Annotated in this window: 24 protein-coding genes; 1 reads left to right on the forward strand and 23 read right to left on the reverse strand. The window is 25.0% G+C overall.

All coding sequences use genetic code 11. From position 1 onward, the window contains the following. The 19 genes from PWP28_RS13795 to PWP28_RS01295 all read right to left on the reverse strand — a co-directional run. Positions 1 to 176 (reverse strand): Rpn family recombination-promoting nuclease/putative transposase (locus PWP28_RS13795; protein ID WP_374045473.1); only part of this gene is annotated, 176 nt, incomplete at its 3' end. 481 nt (positions 177 to 657) lie between these two features. Further along, positions 658 to 1050: a protein-export chaperone SecB gene (locus tag PWP28_RS01210; RefSeq protein WP_305081256.1), complete on the reverse strand. Its 393-nt coding sequence runs from the start codon at positions 1048 to 1050 to the stop codon at positions 658 to 660. Between the two features lies 1 nt (position 1051). Next, positions 1052 to 1270 carry a hypothetical protein gene (locus PWP28_RS01215; RefSeq protein ID WP_308644077.1) on the reverse strand — a complete coding sequence of 73 codons (219 nt, stop codon included), beginning with the start codon at positions 1268 to 1270 and terminating at the stop codon, positions 1052 to 1054. After that, positions 1267 to 1809: a hypothetical protein gene (locus tag PWP28_RS01220; RefSeq protein WP_308644078.1), complete on the reverse strand. Its 543-nt coding sequence runs from the start codon at positions 1807 to 1809 to the stop codon at positions 1267 to 1269. The genes PWP28_RS01215 and PWP28_RS01220 overlap by 4 nt, the downstream gene beginning before the upstream one ends. Before the next feature lie 332 nt (positions 1810 to 2141). Beyond that, entirely contained in the window at positions 2142 to 3149 is a 1008-nt protein-coding gene (locus tag PWP28_RS01225) for a mannose-1-phosphate guanylyltransferase (RefSeq protein ID WP_308644079.1), read from the reverse strand. Between the two features lie 70 nt (positions 3150 to 3219). Beyond that, on the reverse strand, positions 3220 to 4617 hold the full coding sequence (locus PWP28_RS01230; RefSeq protein WP_308644080.1) for an oligosaccharide flippase family protein: 1398 nt from the start codon (positions 4615 to 4617) through the stop codon (positions 3220 to 3222). A gap of 12 nt (positions 4618 to 4629) precedes the next feature. Next, the gene (gene pseF, locus PWP28_RS01235) at positions 4630 to 5325 is read right to left on the reverse strand and encodes a pseudaminic acid cytidylyltransferase (RefSeq protein ID WP_308644081.1); all 696 of its coding nucleotides are present in this window, start codon (positions 5323 to 5325) and stop codon (positions 4630 to 4632) included. 2 nt (positions 5326 to 5327) lie between these two features. After that, positions 5328 to 6326, reverse strand: coding sequence for a UDP-2,4-diacetamido-2,4,6-trideoxy-beta-L-altropyranose hydrolase (gene pseG, locus PWP28_RS01240; RefSeq protein ID WP_308644082.1), 999 nt, complete (start codon positions 6324 to 6326; stop codon positions 5328 to 5330). Next, the gene (gene pseH, locus PWP28_RS01245) at positions 6310 to 6831 is read right to left on the reverse strand and encodes a UDP-4-amino-4,6-dideoxy-N-acetyl-beta-L-altrosamine N-acetyltransferase (protein WP_308644083.1); all 522 of its coding nucleotides are present in this window, start codon (positions 6829 to 6831) and stop codon (positions 6310 to 6312) included. The genes pseG and pseH overlap by 17 nt, the downstream gene beginning before the upstream one ends. A gap of 1 nt (position 6832) precedes the next feature. Further along, positions 6833 to 7891, reverse strand: a complete 1059-nt coding sequence (gene pseI / locus PWP28_RS01250) for a pseudaminic acid synthase (RefSeq protein ID WP_308644084.1) — start codon at positions 7889 to 7891, stop codon at positions 6833 to 6835. Positions 7892 to 7938: 47 nt separating this feature from the next. Next, on the reverse strand, positions 7939 to 9060 hold the full coding sequence (gene pseC / locus PWP28_RS01255) for a UDP-4-amino-4,6-dideoxy-N-acetyl-beta-L-altrosamine transaminase (protein WP_308644085.1): 1122 nt from the start codon (positions 9058 to 9060) through the stop codon (positions 7939 to 7941). A gap of 13 nt (positions 9061 to 9073) precedes the next feature. Further along, positions 9074 to 10084 (reverse strand): UDP-N-acetylglucosamine 4,6-dehydratase (inverting), encoded by a 1011-nt coding sequence (gene pseB / locus PWP28_RS01260; protein ID WP_374045474.1) that lies wholly within the window; start codon positions 10082 to 10084, stop codon positions 9074 to 9076. After that, positions 10071 to 11042, reverse strand: a complete 972-nt coding sequence (locus PWP28_RS01265; RefSeq protein WP_308644087.1) for a hypothetical protein — start codon at positions 11040 to 11042, stop codon at positions 10071 to 10073. The genes pseB and PWP28_RS01265 overlap by 14 nt, the downstream gene beginning before the upstream one ends. A gap of 164 nt (positions 11043 to 11206) precedes the next feature. Beyond that, positions 11207 to 12139 carry a glycosyltransferase gene (locus PWP28_RS01270; protein WP_308644088.1) on the reverse strand — a complete coding sequence of 311 codons (933 nt, stop codon included), beginning with the start codon at positions 12137 to 12139 and terminating at the stop codon, positions 11207 to 11209. Between the two features lie 2 nt (positions 12140 to 12141). After that, positions 12142 to 13290 (reverse strand): hypothetical protein, encoded by a 1149-nt coding sequence (locus PWP28_RS01275; RefSeq protein WP_308644089.1) that lies wholly within the window; start codon positions 13288 to 13290, stop codon positions 12142 to 12144. Then, on the reverse strand, positions 13283 to 14344 hold the full coding sequence (locus tag PWP28_RS01280; RefSeq protein ID WP_308644090.1) for a glycosyltransferase: 1062 nt from the start codon (positions 14342 to 14344) through the stop codon (positions 13283 to 13285). The genes PWP28_RS01275 and PWP28_RS01280 overlap by 8 nt, the downstream gene beginning before the upstream one ends. A 2-nt stretch (positions 14345 to 14346) precedes the next feature. After that, positions 14347 to 15513 carry a nucleotide sugar dehydrogenase gene (locus tag PWP28_RS01285; protein WP_308644091.1) on the reverse strand — a complete coding sequence of 389 codons (1167 nt, stop codon included), beginning with the start codon at positions 15511 to 15513 and terminating at the stop codon, positions 14347 to 14349. Between the two features lie 18 nt (positions 15514 to 15531). Next, a complete protein-coding gene (locus PWP28_RS01290) occupies positions 15532 to 16284 on the reverse strand; it encodes a glycosyltransferase family 2 protein (RefSeq protein ID WP_308644092.1) in 753 nt (250 codons plus the stop codon). Next, complete coding sequence (locus PWP28_RS01295) at positions 16285 to 17580, reverse strand: exopolysaccharide biosynthesis polyprenyl glycosylphosphotransferase (RefSeq protein WP_308644093.1); 1296 nt, start codon at positions 17578 to 17580, stop codon at positions 16285 to 16287. 554 nt (positions 17581 to 18134) lie between these two features. Here PWP28_RS01295 and PWP28_RS01300 point away from each other — a divergent pair. Continuing rightward, a complete protein-coding gene (locus PWP28_RS01300) occupies positions 18135 to 18551 on the forward strand; it encodes a hypothetical protein (protein WP_308644094.1) in 417 nt (138 codons plus the stop codon). 21 nt (positions 18552 to 18572) lie between these two features. On the opposite strand, the gene PWP28_RS01305 is transcribed toward PWP28_RS01300, so the two are convergent. From PWP28_RS01305 to PWP28_RS01320, 4 genes are read right to left on the reverse strand one after another with little or no spacing between them, the layout of a single operon-like run. After that, positions 18573 to 19844 carry a glycosyltransferase gene (locus tag PWP28_RS01305; protein ID WP_305081281.1) on the reverse strand — a complete coding sequence of 424 codons (1272 nt, stop codon included), beginning with the start codon at positions 19842 to 19844 and terminating at the stop codon, positions 18573 to 18575. Then, positions 19834 to 21045, reverse strand: a complete 1212-nt coding sequence (locus PWP28_RS01310; protein WP_308644095.1) for an O-antigen polymerase — start codon at positions 21043 to 21045, stop codon at positions 19834 to 19836. The genes PWP28_RS01305 and PWP28_RS01310 overlap by 11 nt, the downstream gene beginning before the upstream one ends. Before the next feature lie 13 nt (positions 21046 to 21058). Beyond that, positions 21059 to 22123, reverse strand: a complete 1065-nt coding sequence (locus PWP28_RS01315) for a glycosyltransferase (RefSeq protein ID WP_308644096.1) — start codon at positions 22121 to 22123, stop codon at positions 21059 to 21061. A gap of 30 nt (positions 22124 to 22153) precedes the next feature. Continuing rightward, positions 22154 to 23971, reverse strand: a complete 1818-nt coding sequence (locus PWP28_RS01320) for a Wzz/FepE/Etk N-terminal domain-containing protein (protein ID WP_305081284.1) — start codon at positions 23969 to 23971, stop codon at positions 22154 to 22156. Between the last annotated feature and the right edge of the window lie 94 nt (positions 23972 to 24065).

The raw sequence follows: 24065 nt of genomic DNA on the forward strand, positions 1-24065 counted from the left end.
TACAGTCCTTTTAATTGTTCGTCTATATAACTTCCCTTTTCTTCTTTCAATGTTTCAAGGTCTAGTTCTTTGGTTACTTGTTTTGGTAGATAGTATTTTATGAAGTCTTTTGTTATTTCTTTGTCTCCAAATGCGTATTTAAAGAATGCGTCATGTGGATTGTCTTCTTCCCCCATTTCTCACCTCTATTATACCAAATTTTTATTAAAAAACTATTTATGCATATGTTTGTATAATTATATCTGTTTTTGTCAAGTGAGAAAAATATGTAGGGGTGCCCCTTGTGGGTACCCGTGTAAAATGCGTTAAAAATATATTTATTTTTTCCCATCCTCAAAGAATTTGAACACTCTTTAATTTTCTTCGAAAATTGACTTATTAGATCTCTCCATGCGATGCTGGCGCATCTTAGTCGAGATGACATACGAAAAGATTTTTAATAATGTTTTTTCCAACAACCAGCAACAAACAACAGAAATTGTGAAACAATTTCTATCCTTATGTCACTCTGATCCTGTTGAAGAGTCTATTTTTAGCTAAATTAAAATTTGCTACCAAACTTTACTTTTACACATTAATAATGAATAATTATGGTTTATTTGTAAAAAAAAAGATTATATAAAAACGCTCATACTAAAAATTGATATGAGCCATTAATTAATCACCTTTATTTTCATAAAATTTATTAATATTTAAAGTGGGAATAATCAAAGGCGGAAAGCCTGACATAGAAGTAATATTTGTAATTATATTCCTAATGTAAGGAAATAAAATAGCCATTGCATTTTTCTCAAATATTTCTTTATCTTCTATATTTTCAGAAAACTCAAAAATCCCCCTAATAGCTAAACTTAATTCAAAAGGAGCATTAATTTCATTTTTAAAAACATCTACAATAACCAATAAATTCATAGAATTATTATTATATTCTACTTCTTTATTAATATCAAAATCAAACTTAATTCTCTGATGATTTGAAATATTTTTAATTTTAAAGTCTATATTTTCTACTAAATATTTTTTAAATTGAAATATTGATGTATTATTCATTCTAAGCTGCCTTACTCAGGTCTTCATTCTTCTTATATTTTTCTATATTTTCATCAAATGATATTTCCATATTATACATTTCATAATTTGTATTCCAAAAATTATCATATAATTCATCATTTTCTTTAAAATCAATTCCAAAGCTTTCCATTTCTTCTTTTAACTCTTTATTGGATAATGTGTCTAAATATTTAATAAAATCATCTATATTATTAATCATAAAAATACCTCCTCTATAGTAACATTTTCATTATTTATAATATCTGTTCTTTTTATACAAACTTGAATATGATGTTTATTGATTCTTGTAAAATCTTCTTCGCTCAAACAATTCAAATAATCATTTTTTAAATCAAACACTGCTGAAACAAGTTTAATTTTTCGATTCATAGAACAATAATAATCAATTATGTAACCGTCATAAGGCTTTTTAATATTAGGTATTTCTTTCTCATTTTTAAATCTTTCTTCAAAATACTTCAAAAGTTTTATATATTGATCTCTATCTTTTACCTTTAACAAATCAAATACTTCATCCTCTTCTAAATCTAAAATTAGTTTAATAACAAAAATACTATCTTCTTTATCTTTTCTGATATTATATTTGGCCCAATTTTCAGCTTCTTTTTCATCATCTCTAAAAAAGTAAATCCCACTTCCTAAATAATGCCTATAACCTTTACTATAATAAAATTTGTTAGTTTCATTATATTTATCTATTTCATATTTATTAGTTCCTCTAAATAAAAGATAATTCATAATTTATCTCCAATTAAATTATAATATAATATATTATACATTAAAAATAATAAAATTTTAAAATTTACTATCATTTAGTAGAAATCTTTGATTTCTACTTCTAAAGTTTTAAATCCCCCTAAATGTATTAGGAAAAGCTCTTATGCTCTTGATTTTCCTCCAAATTCCAACTTCATATCCTTCCAACAAAAATGCACTGTCACTCTGAGCCTGCCGAAGGGTCTAAATTCGCTCTGTCACCCTGAGATTGTTGAAGAACCTGTATGCACTGTCACTCTGAGCCTGCCGAAGAGTCTAATACTTTGTCACTCTCAGCTTGTAAAGGGTCTAAATTATCCATTAGAATTATAAATTTTCCTATAAACCTCTCTAATATCATTAACCCTGTCCTCTCTTGCCACCAAAATCCCGTTCTCCGTTTCTATAATCACAACATCGTCCACCCCAACAACTCCAACATTCTTGTTCGACTTAACAAAAACATTCTCGCTGTCTACAAGATGAACATTGTCTTTTCCGTCTGAATATCCTTCCATCTCTCTAACAGATACCCAGTTCCCAACATCAGACCATTCATAATCTGCCATAATAGTAAATACTCTTTCAGATTTTTCCATCAAAGCATAATCTATGCTTATCTTTCTTATATCCGAATACACTTCTCTTATCTCTTCTACATCTCTTGGGTTAATATCCTTCAATGTATTATATATATCTTCATTATATCTTTTCATCTCTTCTAAAAACACATCTTTCTTCCATAAAAACATCCCGCTATTCCAATAATAGTTCCCTTCTTTCAAATATTCCAACGCTGTTTCATGATTTGGTTTCTCTCTGAAGTTATCCACTTTCATAACTCCACTTCCAACTTCTTCCCCTGCTTCTATATACCCATATCCTGTTTCTGGTCTTGTTGGTTTTATTCCCATAGTAACCAAACCATTGTTTTCTTCTGCTGCCTTTATTCCTCTTTCTACTACTTCCCAAAACTTCTCTTTATTTGGAATATAATGGTCTGCTGGTAAAATAAACACTACCTCGTCTTCTTCTGCCACCAAAGAACCAACAAAACAAGCTGGTGCTGTGTTCCTTGCAACAGGTTCAAGAATAACGTTACCAATGCCCAACTCTGGTAATTCTTTCAATGTTTGTTCCCTGTGTTTTTCTGCAGTAACAACAAAAATATCTTTTGGTTCTAATCTATAATTCAACCTTTCAAACGTTTCTCTTATTAATGATTTATCCGAAAATATCTCTAAAAACTGTTTTGGTTTTTCTGGAGTACTCAACGGCCAAAATCTTTCTCCAGATCCACCTGCTAATATTACTGCTTTCATATTCTAGACCTCCTGTTTTTTATCTCTGTCTATTTAAAAAGCACCTGAATTTTATTCAGATGCTTTGTATTTAGTTTAATGAAAATCTTTTTAACTTTCTATATAATAAATAGAATAATACAACAACACCGATTATTCTAATGGATAAATATTCTTGAAAAACTATAAAAAATATAGTTATAGAAAAAGAACTTATAATAGCGAACAAATGGAATTTTAACCCAAAAACCTTTGTTTTTATAACCCTTGTAGTGAAAATATAATGAAAAATAAATAAAAACATATACGATATTAAAGTAGTATATGCAGCTGCAATATAACCGAATCTAGGAACTAACCAAAAATTTAACCCTACATTTATTCCAGCAGATAACATTGTACCAAAGGATATTAGAGAAGTCTTTTTTAGAAAGAATTCTACATTAACTTCAAAAGTATATAAAAACTGAAAATAAATCCCTAAAAAAACTATAGGTAAAATAATTAATCCTTCCCAATAACTTTCATCAGCCATTATTTTTACTATTTCTGGACTTAATAAAAGCAATAACCCAAATCCAATAGTAAAAATATCCCTAAACATTTTTCCTTTATTTTTTATGTTAACATAATCTAATTTTTCCATCTTCTCATAAAACCAAGGAACCCATGCTGTATTGGTAGAAGCTAACAAAACAGTCACTATCATACTCAAATTATAAGCAAATGAATAAATTCCTGTTTCTGCACTTCCTACATATCTATCTATGACTATTCTATCAAACTGTGAATTGATTATATGAGAAATATTATGAGGTATTAATGGTATAGATAAAGATAAAGCAAATTTCCAATATTTAAAATCAATTAATTTTTTACCTTTAATTAGTATATAAAAAAGAAATATAATTCCTACTATAAAAAGTGGAGACATCTGACCTATTATTCTTCCATAATATTTATTTTGATCAAAAACATAAATAATTAAATATATTGAAATTCCGACAGCTATCAATGCTTTTAAAATCGTTATTATTGAGGTTGTTTTATATTTATATTCAAACCTGAATTTAGATAAAGTAAAATTCAAAACAAAAGTAAAATATGATCCAAAAATCATAAGATAAAAAAGTGTTTTTTCTAAACCTATCAATTTAGATAAATAATCTGAAAAAATAAATGATAAAGATAAAAAAATTGAAAATATAATTAAACTCAAAAATAAAATCGAAGAAGCATATTCGTCATATTTTTCTTTAAATTCTGTTTTTCCTCTTCCTACACTCCCCATTAAGTCTAGACTTATAATAACTGAAAAAATTCCTACCCAAGAAGTAAATAATGAAACAATTCCATAATCTTCAGTATTCAAAAGCCTTGTAAATATTGGCAAAGTCAAAAATGCTATTCCTTTAGTGAAAAAGTTGGTAATAGTATACCAACTTCCAGCTTTAACAACTTTATTACCAAACAATTTTTTAAAATCCATCTAAATTCCCTCTTATTCTTCTAAATTATTAATAAGCCTATACTTCAACTCAGCAAGTTTCCAATCAGTTTCTGTATCAATATCCTGCACTTCAATGTTATCAAGTATTATGGGATAAGATTTTTCCATATATACTTTATTCTGTATATAAAATTCTTTTACATCAAAAAAATAAAATTGACCTGCATCATGATATGTTTTTTCTAAATCTTGGGATCTTTTATTCATATTCTCTGGCCATTTCATTTTTAGATATCCATTTTCTATCCTTAATGATCTCTGAATTGGAAAACTATATTCTGTTACTGTGAAAACAGTATCAACATTTTTTTCTTCTAATATTTCGTTTGCTTTTTTAAGTTTTTGTTCATCAACAAAAGGTGCTGTAGGTAATATCATACAAACTTTATCAAAATCTATACCCTTATTCTTATAATTTTCTAGAACTTCTTTTGCTACATCTATTAATGGAGCATGATCATCTGCAGATTTTTCGCTTCTAAGAAAAGGTACCTTAGCTCCATATCTTTTTGCTATTTCTGCTATTTCTTCACTGTCCGTAGATACCATGACTTCATCGAATATATCACTTTTTATTGCTGCTTCTATTGAGTATGCTATTATTGGTTTACCTAAAAAATCTCGTATGTTTTTTTTTGGTATCCTTTTACTTCCACCTCTTGCTGGTATTATGGCTATTTTTTTCATTTTCATATCTCTCCTATTATTTCTTTGGCTATTCTTTTTGCTCCTTGTCCGTCAAAAAGATTAAATAATCGCTTTATTTTTGTATTTTCTTTGCTTGTTATCTTTAATATATCTTTTTCTAAATCATAATAATTTATTTTATCATAATTACCTAAGTTTTTTATTCCATAATCCTCTAATTCTTTTGCTATTAGTTTTTGGTTATCTGCTAGTGTATATATTATTGGTGTTTTATTTAGTGTCATTATTTCATATATAGTAGAACCAGCTGCAGTTAATATATAATCAGAACTTTGAATATAATTTTTTAATGACTTTGGTTTGTATATTATCTCATAATTATCGTCATTCTCTATTTCTTTTTCTATTTGTTGTATGTATTCTTTTTCATACATAGGACCTATTATTATTTTTTTGTTCATCTTCAATTCTTTTAATGATTGGATAAATTTAATCATTATTTGGTTGAAATCTGCTCCACCAGTCGTTATCATTAATGATTCTTTTTGTTTTGATTTTTCTGTTTTTTCGCTATTATACCAATACTCTTCTCTCATTACTAAATAATTAGGACCCAAAAAATGTTTTTCTTTGTTTGAATAGTTTAACTTTTTTGCATGTATATTCCCATTTATTATTACATCTGGTATTTCAGAGTTGTATATATCGTTGTTATCGTCAAATATTATGAGTTTTGTTATTTGTTTTAAATGTTTTAGATATCCATCATTTGCAAGATATGAGTCGAATATTATTATATCTGTTTTTTGATCATTAATAGTTTGAATATCTTCTTTGTTAAATTTATCTGAGCTTATGAATTTGTAATTATTTTTTTGTATTAGTTCTATTGTTTCTTTGTTGGATATGAAGATAATTTCTATATCATTTTTTTCTACTTTTTTATTTTCATCTTTTATTGCTTTTGCTAATGATAGGCATCTGTATACGTGACCTAAGCCTATGTTTTTTCCACCATTTGTTCTAAATACTATTTTCATTTTTCCACTCACTTTTATAACATGCCATTCTTATTACATCACGAAATTTTCCATTTTTAAATATTTCTTCTTTAAAAAAACCTTCTTGTTTAAATCCTATTTTTTCGTATAGTGATTTTGCTCTTATATTATCAGAAAATAACTCTAAATATACTTTCCTTATTTTTAAATTACTAAATACATAATTTAATAATAATTTCGAAGCTTTATAAGCTATTCCTTTCCCTGAATATTGAGGCTCTAAGGCTATTCCATATTCACACTTTTCATTTAAATAATCTATTTTTGTAATATTTATTATTCCAACTTTTTCATCTTTATTTTTTATTATTAGATGTATATCGTTTTTATTCATTTGATTCAACCATTTTATGTGTTCAAAATCATATATTGGAGGGTTACTAAATAGGTTTTCATTTATTTTCTTTGTGTTTCTAATATTTATTATATATTCTGTATCTTCTTTGCTTATTGGAATTAATTCTATTTCTTTATTTTTTAACATTTTACCCCTCCATTTCTATTTGGCTTAATTTTAACGGTTCTCCTTTTTTCATATCTTTTTTAGCTCTTTTTCCTATTATATTCTCGTAATATTTTGGATGTAATCCGTATCCTGGTCTAACTGATCTTATGTTGTTTTCGGTTATTTTATCCCCTTTTCTAATATCTTCATTTACAAATAAAGACCTCATAAGTTCTCTACTTTTTTCTTGTTTTTCATATAATTCATAATTTACTTTTCCTATTGCTTTTTCTGCATCTCTTACAGAATCTACCATTTGTTTGAATTCTTCTGGTTCTAATGAGAAGCTTGAATCTGGTCCCCCAAGTTTTCTATCCAAACATATATGTTTTTCTATTATTTTTGCTCCAAGAGCCACTGCGGTTATTGGAGTCACTATTCCTGGTGTATGGTCAGATAAACCAGATACTATATCGAATGTGTCTCTCATATTTGGTATTGTTTTTAAGTTTGCCTGTTCTATTGGTGCAGGGTATGAACTCGTACATTTTAGTAATGCTATTTCTTCTACTTTGTTTTTTTTCATTGTTTTTATTGCCAGTTCTATATCTGATATTTCTGCTACTCCATTTGAAAATATTATTGGTTTTCCTTTTTTTGCTATATAGTCTATTAAGGGTATATCATTTATTTCAAATGATGCTATTTTATATACAGGTACTTTCATTTCTTCTAAGAAATCTACAGATGTTTTGTCAAATGGGGTTGAGAAGAATTCTATCCCTTCTTCTCGGGCTATTTTTTGTAGTTTTGGTTGCCATTCCCACGGTGTATACGCTTCTTTGTATAGGTCGTATAATGTTTTCCCATCCCATATTGTTCCTTGTTTTATTTTGAAGTATTCATTTTTTACGTTCATTGTTATTGTATCTGGTGTGTATGTTTGTAGTTTTATCGCATCTGCTCCTGCTTTTTTTGCTTGTTTTATTATTTGTACTGCTTTGTCATAATCTTGTAGATGGTTTGCACTCATTTCCGCTATTATGTATGTAGGTTCGTCTCCTCCAACTTTTCTGTTTCCTATTTTGAATTCTTTCATTTGAGATACCCCCCTCTTTATGCTAAAAATAAGGCGATGTTTTCGCCTTATTTTGTTAGTTCATTTATTGTTTTTATTACATATTCTTGTTCTTTTTCTGTCATTTTTGGATACATTGGTATGGATATTTCTCTTTCGTAGAATTGTTCAGATTTTGGATAATCTCCATATTGGTATCCGTAATTTTCTTTGTAGTATGGTTGTGTGTGTACTGGTATATAGTGTACCTGTACATATATTTCTTTTTCTCTTAGTTTTTCAAATATTTCTTTTCTTTTTTCTTTTGGTACTTGTATTGGATATAGATGGTACGCGTGTCTGTTATTTTTATCTTTTGGTGGTGTTTGTATGTTTGGATTATTTTTGAATGCTTCATCATATTTTTCTGCTATTTCGATTCTTCTTTTTATGAATTGTTCTATTTTTTTTAGTTGACTTGAACCTAATGCACATTGTAGGTCTGTTATTCTGTAGTTGTATCCAAGGTCTTGCATTTCATAGTACCATGGACCTGGATTATAGCTCATGTTTTCTTTTGTTATCCCGTGTGTTCTGAACATTTTCATCTTTTCGTAGTATTCTTTGTGGTTTGTGGTTATTATTCCACCTTCACCTGTCGTTATGTGTTTTACTGGATGAAATGAGAACATCGTCATGTCTGCTTGTGACCCTACTTTTTCTCCATTTCTTTCTGCTCCAAGCGCGTGTGCTGCATCTTCTATTACTACTATGTTGTGTTTTTTTGCTATTTGGTTTATCTTTTCTATGTCAACCGGATATCCTGCATAGTCTACAGGTACTATTACTTTTGTTTTTTCTGTTATTTGCTCTTCTATTTTTTCTATATCTATACAGTATGTTTTTTCATCTATGTCTACAAATTTTGGTGTTGCTCCAATGTATATTCCTGAGTTTGTTGAAGCTACGAATGTTATGGGTGATGATATTATTTCATCTCCTTTAGTTACTCCTGTTGCATACATTGCCCCATGTAATGCTGATGTTCCTGAATTAAATGCTACTGCATATTTAGCTCCAACGTATTCAGCTATTTCTTTTTCAAATTGTTCTATGTTTGGACCTTGAGTTAACCAATCACCTTTTAACACTTTTTCCACTTGTTTTATATCTTCTTCATCTATCCATTGCTTCCCATATGGTATTCCCATTTTTATCATCCTTTTATTCAAGATTTAATTTTCCTAACCTTTTTTTCAATTCTTCTACTGATAACCATTCTTCATTTGTTCCTGAATTGTATTCAAATCCATCTTCTATTGGTTTCCCACCTTCTGTAAAATATTTTTCACTGTTCCACCAATCAAAATGTGGATATATTATATAATGATTTTCATATTCATATGTGTTTCTTGAATCATCTTTTGTTACCATTACTTCATGTATTTTTTCTCCCTCTCTTATTCCTACTTCTTTTAATTTACAATCTTTTTTCATCGCTTTTGCAAGATCTGTTATTTTAAATGATGGTATTTTTGATATGTATGTTTCTCCACCTTTTGACTCTTCTAATGCTTTGAATACTAATTTCACTCCTTCTTCAAGTGTTATCCAGAATCTTGTCATTCTATAGTCTGTTATTGGTAGTTCATTTTTTCCACTTTCTATTATACTTTTGAAGAATGGTATTACTGATCCTCTACTTCCCGCTACATTTCCATATCTTACTACTGAAAATATTGTTCCTCTTTCTCCTGAATATGCGTTTGCCGATATGAATAGTTTATCTGATACTAACTTTGTCCCTCCATATAGGTTTATTGGGTTTACTGCTTTGTCTGTTGATAACGCTACTACTTTTTCTACTCCTCTGTCTAATGCTGCATCTATTATGTTTTGTGCTCCATGTATGTTTGTTTTTATTGCTTCAAATGGGTTGTATTCACACGCTGGTACTTGTTTTAACGCAGCCGCATGTATCACTATATTTACTCCATAGAATGCTCTGTATAATCTATCTTTATCTCTTACATCTCCTATGAAGAATCTTAATTTTGAGTATTGTTCTTTTGTTAGTTCTTTTGAAAATTTTTGTTTAACTAATCCTTGTTTGTATTCATCTCTTGAATATATTATTACTTTTTTTGGTTCATAATTTGCAAATATCATTTCTATGAATTTTTTACCAAAGCTTCCTGTTCCACCTGTTATTAATATTGTTTTATTGTTCAGCATCATCTAAACCTCCGTTAAAAGATTCTTTCAATATTCTCTTATAGTTATCATTTTTTATATCATATATTTTTTTATTGTATATCTCTTTTAAAGTATACTTTTTCTTGTTCATTAGATAAAAGGCTTCATCTAGAAAAGTTAATATAAAATTTATTTCATCAGGTGTTTTTACCTTGTCAAATCCCCAGTAATAATTACATATCTCTTTTTGTTCTCTAGTAATTTCAAAATTAATTTTTGAAAAAGCCTTGTATAATTTATTTTTTATTTTTTCAGTTGATTCAAAATCTCTATCACCAAATTCTTTTTTGTAATCTTTTTCTGAATTAGCAATGACTTTTAATTCTTGCTTATAAATATATTGTGGTCTATTTAAATAGTTAACGTACCCTATATGAGTTCCAATATTATTTGAAATAACGAAATCTGATAATAATATGTACTTTTTTAAATTATTTAAAAAGTACTTGTTTTTTTTATGACCAGCTGTAATAACATTGAAATCTTCTTTTTTATAAACCTCATCTAATTTATTATTGATGTCTACCCAATAAAGGCAAATATTGACTGTATCAAAATTATAAGCTTTTTTTATTTTTTTTATTAAATTTATAAAATCTTTAATATTATATCTCCACTCTATAGACTCTATTGAGTGTGAAGGGAAAACTAATAAATTTTTACCATATTTTTCTTTTTCTTTTTGAATAAAATTCATATTTATTTTTTTTGAATAATGTATATAAGGTCCTATATCAAATATAAATTTATTTTTATTAAGCAGAATTTTTTTTCTATATTCACTTAACGTTATAATAGCAGGGAGAAAAGAATTGCTCGTTTCGAATTTATTATAATGATTACCGATATATAGCCCATGTTCTATTGAAGCTTTAATAGATTTATTATTTTTACTATAAATTTTCAGGTTTTCTGAATTGCCATAAGCTTCGTTCATATGATATATTTCTTTTTTAAAGTTGATTGGTTCTTTTATTTTTTTATTATTTTTATAATTTGAAAAAAACGTTTTTATTTTAATCAAAAAAGTTTTTGTCTTATAATACCTTAATCCATCTTTAAATATTAACTTTAGTAACTTATCTATAATCTTATTTATTTTTACCACTTCCATTTATAAAAATATTTTAAAAAGTAAAAAAAGATTTTATATTTTAGTTCAATATTATTTTTAATTTCAAGAAACTTTTCAAAATGATATTCTTTAATCTTATTTTTATCAATTGTATTTTCTTTAAAAAATTTAAAAGCAGAAAGAAATAATCTTGAATAAAAATTTTTTAACATTTTATTTTTATTTTTTTTGTATAGCAAATAATTTCTATAAGATGAAATTAATAATCCTTCATATCTTTTCAAATCTTTGTTGTTTTCTGTTAACGAGTTTTGATTATGCGTTCTATAATAGAAAGTTTTATTATAGAGAGAAATTTTATTCGCTTTTAAAATAACTTTTGGTGTAAATTCATTATCTTCATGAAGAATACCTTTATAAAAAAACAGATCATTATTTATTAAAAAGCTTCTTTTATAAACCCTTGAACATGCTGATACAATTAAATTATTATTTTTAACAAGAACATTAAAAAATTCTTCACCATTTAAAATTTTTTTATTTAGTTTATTTTGTATTTTTTTCTTAATATAATAGCCAAGATATTTTAATTCGTTTTTTGAATAATAGTTTATAATTCTTCCTTCAATAATATCTAAATTTTTATTTCTAGCATACTCTACCATTTCTATTAAGTTTTCCATATTAATAAAATCATCAGAATCTAAGAAAAAAATGTAATGACCTTTGGCCAAATTAATACCTCTGTTTCTCGTTTCTGATAAACCCTTATTTTCTTGATTATATATTCTAATATTATCATATTTATTATATTTGTTAATAATTTCTAATGTTTTATCCTTAGAACCATCATTTATAATGATAATTTCATATTCATATTGATAACCTATTATAGAATGTATACATCTATCTATAAATTTCTTTGCATTATAAGCTGGGACAATAATACTTAATTTCATATCTATATCCTTTCATTAATTTTAACGTTAATTAACCCACTTGACAATATAAACCAAAAAATAATCGCACCTTTTGGCAAAATAAAAAAGCCAATAAATAAGCTATAAATAATAACTAAAAAACTATATTTTTGATTATATGATCTATATCTTCTAATAAAAAAATATCCAATAATTATTATTATAGAAAAAGATAGAAAAATACCTAAAGTCGAAAACATAGCGCTAAAATAATTAAAAGTGCTAATTACCCAAGAATATCCTAAGTCAGAAGTAAACATATTAATTTTGTCTCTCAAGTTTGTAGGATTTGTAGGAAATAAAAATGATATAGGATTTAAAATAATTGCAAAATCAGGTATATTCCTCCAAGATCCAAAAGCTTTATTAATTAAAAAAACAATGTTTAAAGAATTTATAGAGTTAATTTGATCAATAATTTTGCTTATCCTATCAGAAAAAACAAAAAATCCACTGATGAAACTGGTAGAAATTATAAAGGTATTAAATATATCTAATTTTGAAAACAATAAAAAAACATAAGGTAATATAACTAAAACTGAAATACTTTTAGTGGCAATAACTATCAAAATTGCAAATATAAAAGTTTCTCTTTTTATTCTTATTTTCTTTAAATAACTTTCACAATTTATATAATAACCATGTTGGAGAAAAATATAAATAAACAGCGGCAATGCCATGAATGAAGGTTCAATTTGAAAACCTGCACCTCTTAAATTTCCAAACCTCATTATTGGGAATAAATTAACCCATAAATCAGAAGAAAACCACTGTATATAGGAAATTAAAACCGTCAATGGAAATATACTTCTATTTAATTTAAAAATACTATTTTCAAAAAATATATTTTTATCTTTTTTTAAAGGGTATATAAAAATTGAAATTCCTATAATTACAATCATTAAATTGAAAATATAGTATTCAATAGAAGGGATTAAAAGTCCTATAAAAAAAATTAAAAACCATGGTTTCTTAGTTAGTAAAACTAATAGAAATATTTGTATTAAAAAAGTTAATGTAAATGGATTTGGCAAAAAAGATATAAAAAACACCTGAAAGTTAATATATATTAATATAGATATTGTTAAAAGAGATATTATTTGTATATTTCCAAAAAATTTTCTAAGCATTTTTAGATATTAAACCCTTCATTAAATTAATTTGATTTTTATAATAAAAATTATCCATGAAATAATTTCTACAGTTAGTTTTTATGTTATTATCTTCAATTATTAAATCTATTTTTTTTAAAATCTCTTCATTAGTTCCTCTCTCAAGAACAAAGCCATTATAATTATTATTAATAAATTCTTTAAAACTTCCTATATTAGAAGCCAAAGAAGCTGTACCAAACATCATAGCTTTTGCCAAGACTCCTGATTGAGTAGATCTTGAATAATTATTCCAAACAGCATAACTTTTTAAATATCCTTCATTAATTTCTTCGTTAGTTAAAGGTTTACCATGCTTTACTTTCACTATACCTTTATTAATTAAGTTCTGTATTTTGTTTATATTATAATCATCAACTTTTCTTCTAGAATATATCAAAAATTTGAGATTGGAGTTTTTTTTATTCGCATAAGTACAAAAGTCTATAAATTTTGAAATATTTCTATTTTTTGTAGCTGTACCGATAAATGAAAAATATTCTTTTTTCGTATTTTTTATTTTATTTATACCGCATTCATCATCAAATATTAAAGGAAAAAAAGAAACATTATTATTATATTTAAAATCATATTTTTTATACATTTTAAGAGCATATTGAGAAGGAACCAATATTTTATTGCTGGCCTTCAACATTTTCTTATTGTAATAATGAGCTCCATACATTTTCAGAGAATTTTTAAAAGATTCTTTTAAATATTTTTTAATTCCATCCCATGGTTCATGAAAGTTATAAATAATATAACTATTTTTATTTATCTTATTTGCGAATTTATGATTAAGAATACTAGGATTTTGAAATAAATAAATATCATAATTATATATATCTTTATCTGTGCTATAGTAGATAATATTTTCTATATTTTCATCTTTTAAATATTTTTTATACTTTTCATCTAGTAATAAAAAAACCTCAGAATATAGACTAAAAAAAAGCTTATAGAAAGCTATTAAATGAGATATATGCCCAGGTGAAAATTTTAATGAAACTACCGCTACTTTTTTATTTTCCATCCTCAATCCCTCTCATAAAGATCTCTTGTGTATACTTTATCTTCTACTTCTCTTAGTTCTTCGTGCATTCTGTTTGTTATTATTATGTCCGATCTTTTTTTGAATTCTTCAAAGTTTTTTATTACTTCTGAATTATAGAATGTTTCTTCTTTTAATTCTGGCTCATATACTACTACTTTTATTCCTTTTCCTTTTATTCTTTTCATTACTCCTTGTATAGATGATTGTCTAAAATTATCTGAGTTTGTTTTCATTGTTAGTCTGTATATTCCAACTGTTTTTGGATGTTTTTTTATTATCATGTCTGCTATGTGGTCTTTTCTTGTTCTATTCGCATCTACTATTGCAGATATTATGTTGTTTGGTACGTCTTCATAGTTTGCCCTTAGTTGTTTTGTGTCTTTTGGTAGACAGTATCCTCCATATCCAAACGATGGGTTGTTATAATGACTACCTATTCTTGGATCAAGTGATATTCCTTCTATTATGTGTTTTGTGTCTAGCCCTCTTATTTCTGCGTATGTGTCTAGTTCGTTGAAGAATGCTACTCTCATTGCAAGGTATGTGTTGGCAAAAAGTTTTATAGCTTCTGCTTCTGTTGAGTCTGTGAATAGTGTTGGTATTTCTTTTTTTATCGCTGCTTGTTGTAGTAGTTCTGCGAATTTTTCTGCTCTTTTGCTTTGTTCTCCTATTACTATTCTAGATGGGTATAGATTGTCGTATAGTGCTTGTCCTTCTCTCAGAAACTCTGGTGAGAATATTATGTTTTTTGTGTTGAATTTTTCTCTTATTTCTTTTGTGTATCCAACTGGTATTGTTGATTTTATTATCATTGTTGCTTCTGGGTTTATTTCCAACACATCTGTTATTACACTTTCAACACTTTTTGTGTTGAAGTAGTTTTTATCTGGGTCGTAGTCTGTTGGTGTTGCTATTATTATATATTCTGCATCTTTGTATGCTTTTAGTTTATCTATTGTTGCTGTTAGGTTTAGTTTTTTTGTTTTTAGATATTCTTCTATTTCTTTGTCTGATATCGGGGATTTTTTGTTGTTTATCATGTCTACTTTTTCTTTTATTATGTCTAGTGCTACTACTTTATTATGTTGAGACAATAACACTGCTAATGATAACCCCACATATCCTGTTCCTGCTACTGCTATTTTCATTTGGCTTTACCTCCGAATCTATTTGATCTTTAGTATTTTTGACATAATGTCTGTAAATAAATAAAAAGAGCTTTTGATTACTCCAAACTCTTCTGATTTTCTATACATTTCCCAATTGTATTTAATTAAATCCATTTTATTAGAAGATATAGAATCATTTCTAATTATATACTTGGTTAAAACTTTATTTAACCCATATCCTTTAGAATGATTTTTTAATATCTTCAGCCACATAGCATAATCTTGTCTTTTTCTAAGATCAGGCATAAATATTTTCCCTAAATTTTTTTGATTGTATATTACCGTTGAAGTTCCTATATGGTTATATAATAATTGTTTTTTGTATGTAAGAATTTTTGGTGTTCTAATTTTTCTTAATTCATTTCCTTTTTCATCTATTTGAATATAATCAGTATATGAAAAATTGTAGTTATTTTCTAACATAAAACTTATTTGTTCTTTTAATTTGGTTTTTTCCCAAATATCATCAGAATCAATAAAAGCTATAAAATTACCTTTAGCATTTTCTATACCAACATTTCTTGCTACTGCTGCACCAGAATTTTTCTCAAGATTTATTAATTTAATTCTTTTATCTTGATTTTGATATTTTTTAATGATTTCAGGCCCTTTATCTTTTGAACAATCATTTATAATTATAAGTTCCCAATTATTATATTCTTGATTAATAACAGATTCAATTGTATTTGAAATATATTTTTCTGCATTATATAATGGAGTTATAATGCTTACAAGAGGTTCTTTCTTCAACTACATTGCTCCTCTCTTCCATACTACTGCTTCCACAGTTTTTAGTATTATTTGTATATCTAAAACAGAGTTTCTGTTTTTTACGTAATAAAGATCATAACTTAGTTTTTTCTTTGATTGTTCCAAGGTTGCTGCGTATTGGTACATTATTTGAGCCCAGCCTGTTAGGCCTGGTTTTAGTTTATGCCTTGCGTAGTAGAAAGGAATCATGTCGTTGTATTCTTTTACGAACTTTAGTTGTTCTGGTCTTGGTCCAACAAAAGACATAGCTCCACGAAGTATGTCATAAAATTGTAATGTTTCATCCAATCTTATAGGTCTAATAATTTTACCTATTTTAAGAACTCTATCTTGTTCATCAGTTGCAAATTTTGCTTCTTCATTTTTTCTATTTTTCATACTTCTAAATTTATGCATTTTGAATGATTCCTCATGCAAGCCAACTCTTTCTTGAGTGAAAATAATAGGTAATTTATCTTCAAAAAATATCATAAGAGCTATTATAAGCATAAATGGTGAAAGTATTACCAAAGCAACAGAAGATATTAACATATCCAATATTCTTTTGGTTGGAGTTTCTCTGACATTTTCAAAAGTAACTCTATAATACTCATTAAATCTATCAAACACTTCAAGAGGTATTCTTTTTAAATGTTTTTCAGCCATATTAGGAAGATATTCTATTTTTATTCCTCTTCTTTTTAATTCTTTTATATTGTCAAAAACTAAATTTTCAAGTTTTGGATCTGTAACAACTATGGAATTCAATTTATTAGTAGATATTGTATTCAATATTCTATTATTTTCAAAATCAAATTCATCTGTAAGAATCTCTATCAATTTTTCAGATGATGGATTTATATATTTAACAAACTTATACTTACCATGAGTTTTTTTGCTTATTTCATCGAGTATATGACCTATTTCATTCTTTCGTCCTATTACAAGATATCTTTTTTCTGGAGCTTTTTTTATATATATCATATATTCTATTTTATGTATTGTTGGAATCAATATTATGTTGAATATAAAATTATATAAAAATACTTTTGAAATAGAATATCCCAATATAGAATGAAATAGAGTAATACCGATAATAGATACAAAATTACCGGCAATTACTCTTATTATTGTTTCATTTAAGCTATTCATAGTTTCTGTGTCATAAGTTCTGAACGCATATATTCCTATGAGAAATATTGAAGATATTATAAGTGAAGTGAGCGGGTTTAATCCAATTATTAAGTTGAAAATAAAAAACAAAATAAAATCGAGTATCTTTACCAATCTTTTCATTTGTACACATCCCATGTTATTATAAATAGTTTATAAAAAATAAAATAAATAAGTCCAAGCTAAAATTATTTTATCATAAAATTTATTTCAAATCATTACTTTACAATATTTTGACCGATTATTTATAAAAAATTAATATATCATTTGAACTGCTAATAATAAGCTATAATTAAGGTTTTAAACTTTCTATTTTATATTATATCATTTTTTTTTTGATTTTGTAAGTTTTTATTAATTATAATGTTCCTAAACATTAACTGAATATTTTATGTTTATTTTTTTATTTTATTAACATTTCTTAACAAAAATATTTTTTTTTAATTTTATATGAGATTAAAATTATTTGTATATATTAATGTGAAAAGAAATAAAAAGTATTAATAAGTTTCTATGAGATTATTATAGATTTTTTATTTTAAAATTGAGTATTTATGAGTATACCTTTTTATTAACTCTTAATCATGGTATACAAAAGTATATTTAAGAGTTATAATTTTTAATGAATGTTTTAAAGAGACGGACTTTTTTTATTCTAAAAAAGGAGGGATCTATCATTGATTAATGGTTATGAATCTTTGAAAGAGAAGCTTAAGAAATTGTCAGATGATGAATTAATTACTATTATAAGAAGTGATGATGAAAGATCTGAAATCGCCAAGAGTATTATTTTTGAAAGGTACAGGGGTTTAATCATTAAGATGGCTTATGGTATTTCAAGAAGAATTGGAACTGATTCTGAGGATTGCATAGGTAATTTTAATTATTTGCTTTTACAAGCAATAAATAGATATGATATGAAGAAGTCTAAAGATAGTTTTAGTGGTTATTTACTTTATTTTTTTAGGCTTAAGCCTATAGATGATATAGGAAAGAGAAAAGGTAGAATGGTTGGAGTTCCTCGTGAAGCTCCTTTTTATTTTAGAAATTGGGATGGGGTTATAATCAATGATGATTTGTTTGATGGTATGTAGAAATAGGCGGAGTTTATCCGCCTATTTTTTTATTAATGTATTCACTTTTTGTATTTCAATTTTCATTCTTTCATTCCAAAATAATATTTGTTCATTTTTTTCTCTATTTAAATTATATAATAAATTATTTTTTATTTCCTTTAATTTTAATATGGCTTCTTCACTAAAATTTTCTGGTTTTATATAATACATATTTTCATAGTTTAAAATTTCAGAGTTATTTTCATCATCTGTAGCTATAGTAGGTATATTTAAATAGGCTGTTTCTATTACTTGATTTCCTGTATTCGCATAATCGTTTAATATTAAAACTGTGTCACATATACTGTAATATTCTATCATTTTTTCATATTTTATTTGCCCAAGCCAAATTATATTATTATCAACTTGTAAGTTTTTAGCGTATTGTTTGACTGATTCTTGAGTTGGCCCACCAAGTCCCCCTATTAATAATAAAGGATTCAATTCTTCATCGATTGCTTGTTTTAAAAGATAAATTGCACGATCTATTCTTTTGAATGGATAAAATCTATTGAATATTCCCATGATAAAATAATCTTTATTATTGGTAATTTTGTTTCTTAAAGTTTCTATTTGATTTGATTCTACTTCTTTTTTTATTCTTTCATCAAGTCCATTAAGAATAAATAATATTTGTTCATTTTCAAATCCAAGTTTTTTTAATACTTTATCCCCTTTAGTACCATCATTTGCTATAACTACAAGGTTTGATTTTATTTCATAAGCTTTTTTATGAAATTTAGTTCTTTTAGATTCGATATTTTTATAATCGATAAATGTTCCTTGAAATCTCTTAACAAACGGTATTTTGTATAAATTGCTTATAATTTTTCCTGTTTTTACCGAAAAAACTTCATAAGAATATATTATATCTGGTTTTATGAACATTGAATATAATATAACCCTTATAGTTTCAAATAATGTATATATTTTACTAAAAATAAAATGAAATTTATTTACTTCTGATTCTGGCATTACTATTTGATTTGGTTCCGGTATTTTATATTGCTTGTTATTTTGTTTTTTTATTTTTATTAGTTTTTTTAAATTTCTAAATGAATCTAAAAAACTTGATATTCCTATAAATTTATAGTTATCATAATTATCAAAATATGAATTATCATATTTTTTATTATTTTTGGAATAAAATGCAAAATGGTATACATTATATCCTTCATCAAGATATGCTTTTAGAGTATTAAAAAAAGATTGATTGCTTGATTTAACAGATCCTATTGGTCCTGTTATAAAGAACATATTTTTATGATTCATAAGTCTGAACCTCTTCTTGTGAATTTAGATATATAAAAATTGCTTGTAATATACTAAATATATGTAGAAAAACATATATATTTGTAAATGATTCGAGTGTTATGCCTGAGATCAAAAGATGTATCATAAATATATAAAACATCATATTGAACTTATTATTAAAATTTTTAAATATTTTCCTAAAAAAATAAAAAAAGTATATTATATATAAAAATATTCCAACTGCACCAAAGTTGTTAATCCACATAACATATTGATTATCCCAAATTGGTTTTGAATTATCTACATTTCCAAAAGTAAAATTTATAAATGTTTTGAAATTATCCTTACCATAATTGTCTTCCATAGTTTGACCAATATAATAATCTTTTCTATATCCAAAAGATTTATCTTTTTTTACTAAATTTATCAATGTTTTTATGTCTAAACTATTCATTCCACCATATGTTTTATCTGTTGATCCAAGGTAAAAATTTGCACCTAATAGAAAAACAATGAATAAGATTAAAGCTTTCATTATATATTTTTTCTTTGTTTTCATTATTAGATATGTGATAAAAAATATAAAACTTGTTATCAAAAAACCAAATATTGCTGTTCTTGAAATAGTCAAGACCATTGCTCCAAGTGATATTAATATTATTAATACATATAACATTGATTTAAAAAATTTTTTTTCATACATAAATTCTAAAAGATATATATAAGCTGTGAATGAAGAAAAAATACCTGATAATGAACTTGATGTTCCTGGTTTAAAAGGTATTCTTGCTCTTATTCCACCCATTATCTGAAAAACACCATCGGCAAGTATAAATAATGCATAACTAAAAAAAAGTATTTTAATTATTTTTATAATTTTATTATGATAATTTGGAATATTTACAAGTAACATATAAAACGTAATAAATATCATAAAAAATTCTATTTGTTTAGCTAATAAAAAATACTCTTTAGTATTTAACGGAGCTTTTAATATACTAGCTATGAAAAGCCTATATGTAAAGAGTATTATTGGTATGGTCATTATTAGAAAATCTTTTTTTATCCAATTCTTATTTTTATTAAAAATTATTAATAATAAAAATAATCCTACTGTTAATAATTCTGATAAGTATATAACATCATCACCAGTTATTAAAACTGGTAACCAAAAAAATCCTATCAAAGTTATTATAGTCAATATTTTTAAATACCTCATATTTTAAACTCCATTAATTGATTTTTTCCCAACCTTTAAATTGTTTGTCATCTTTATATATTCTATAATCTAAAGGTATTATTAAATCTGTTATTAAAAATTTAAGTTTTGGAATAAAGTACATTATAATTAAAATTAAAATAAATAACAAAAAATATTTATAATTTAGCCATAAAAAAATATTTATAACTATTAATGGCAAATAATACCATCTAAGAAATTTGTGTATAAATAAAAAGAAAAAAGCTTTAAAATTGTTTACAAAAAGACTTTTCCAAAGTTTTTTATATACTTTTATACCACCTTTTATTATTCTTCTCTTCTTTGTATTATAGTTTTTTATATCTAATTTTTCTTCTTCTACTTTACAAACTATTTTATCTTGTTGAAAAACCTTTCCTTTTTTGTTTAGAACTGCTAAAGGTATATATAAGTCATCAGCTATGATATTTTGTGGTATATGATCAAAGTATGTTCTTTTTATAAACATGAATACTCCACTTGCTACAACAGATGTATTAAATTTACTTTCAAATTTTCTTATTAAAAAATCCATATTCCAATACTCATGATTCCCTGGTAAATCTTTTGTCAATATTAATGAACTTATCATTTCCTTTGAAGAATTTAAAGCTATATTTATTGCTTCATTTGTTATTATTTCTGAATCTGCATCCGTTATAAGAATATAATCTCCTTTAGAAAATTCAAACATTTTATTTATTACAGAAGCTTTTCCTGATCTTTCTAAATCCAAAACTTTTATATTATCATATTTTTCTGATAATTTTACAGACAGTTCAACTGTTTTATCAGTTGAACCATCTGAACCAATTATTATTTCTAATTTTTCTTTTGGATAATTTAAATTAAAAATATTTTTAATTTTATTTTCTATGTTTTTTTCTTCATTATAACATGGAATTAAAACACTAATAAATGATTTTGAATCATTATTTTCAGTATTAAAAATTTCATCTGAATGTTTTTTATCAAATAAATTATTAAAATAAGATAAAATTATTAAAATAGGATTTAATAATATTATTATTAAAGATAATATCTTAATGTATATCATTAAAATTTTATTTCCCTTCTTTAGAAATTATTATTTATTTATAAATATAAATTCTGAATTTTCATTTTTTTGATACATATCTATATCTTCGAGTTTAGTATCATCTTGAAGAACTAAAATGTATAATATATCTATTTGATTTTTATATATATATAGTTCTTGTTCATTATTTATATTAAATAACATTATTTTTTTATTGTCTATATTTTTTATTTCTTGAACTGTTTTTTCATATTCTGTTTCTTTGTTTAAATTTAATATTTCTAAATCTGGAATTATTTTTAAATTTTTTATTATCTCATTTTCATGTATTTTATTATCGAAAAGAATCATAATTCCGATATTTTTGTTTTTTTGATTTATTATTTCACCAACAAATTTTCTATAATCTTTTTTATTTTTTACAAAAACTTTATAATTATCATAATAATGTTGAAATTGGTATATATCTTTTATTTTTTTATCTTTTGATTCTTTATAAAAAGCAAATAATATTCCAATTATTATTCCCATTAAAATAGAGATTGCTATAGTTAAATTTACATTTGGAGATGAAGGTCTTGTTGGTATAAATGAATCTGATATTACATTAAATTTATTTTCAAATAAATCTTTTTTTAATTTTTGTTCTTCAAGAGAACTTAGTACAGTTTTATATTTCAAATCAATTATATTTTGATTCTTTTTAAGATTATAATATTCATACAGTATTGGTGATTTACTTTCTAATTCCGTATCTATGAGTTCTAACATTGATTTATATACTTGTTTTGTTATATCAAACATTTCAAGTTCTGTTTGTACTTGTAAATAATCGTTATATGTATTGCTATCTACTAAAGAAATAAATATTTGATCATTTGATAATATTTCATTTATTCTTTCACGCAATTTTTTTTGAATAACTTTTATTCTTGAATCTATTTCACTTATTTGAGGATTATTAGGCGTATTTAATTTTAATGTTTCTAATTTTATTTGTTCAGTTACTATTTGACTTTTCAAAGATTTTAATATAGGATCTGAATTTTCAATTGCTATTTCTTTCATATCTGGATTCATTGAATATATTATACTTTCTATTTTATTTTTCTTTATTTCAAGATTATTTTTTTCTATATCTAATTGTAGATATTTCATATAACTTTCAGAATAATATTTTAATAGTTCATTCATAGTACCATTATTATCAGATATTTTATTTTCGTTTTGAAATTTTATTATTTCTTTATTTATTTCATCATAATCATCAGATATTTGATCGAACATATCTTGCAATTTTTTTGAATATTCATTTATATTTTTTGTATAAATTTCTTTTGAAAAATCGATATAATAATTATAAAGCATACTAACAATTTTTTGAGCATCTGTAGCAGAAGAATCTTCATATGAAATTTTTATTATATTTGTTTTTTCAACAGGTTCTATGACTATTCTATTTTTTAAAGAATTTATAAGATCTCTTTCTGTGTAAAAATTTTTGAATAATCTATCTTTAAATCCTCTATTATTATTTGTTAATTCAACAAGATTCATTTCTTGAACAATTCTTCTAATTATTTGATCTGACTTCATTCTTTGAATTTCATTTAAAACATTATTATTGTTTAATCCTGAACTTCCAGTAAGTAATGCAATCGTACTAACACTTGATGTTGATATTGAAGATCCGGAATCATTTGTATATTCTATAACCATTTCTGAAACATAATCTGGTGTTGATATATATAGATATAAAACTGCTAATAATATTACTGCTACAAATCCTATTAAAATAGATAATTTTCTTCTTTTTAGTATCCTTTTTATATTTTCCAATGATAAGTCCATTTCTTTATTTTTCATTCAAATCCTCCCAATCTGTATATACTTCTTAATTATTATATCATTTATTTAATTATTTTATATATAACATTATTAGAACTATTAGCATACATAA

Origin of the sequence: Oceanotoga sp., assembly GCF_030445905.1 — a bacterium.
GTDB classification, from domain to species: domain Bacteria; phylum Thermotogota; class Thermotogae; order Petrotogales; family Petrotogaceae; genus Oceanotoga; species Oceanotoga teriensis.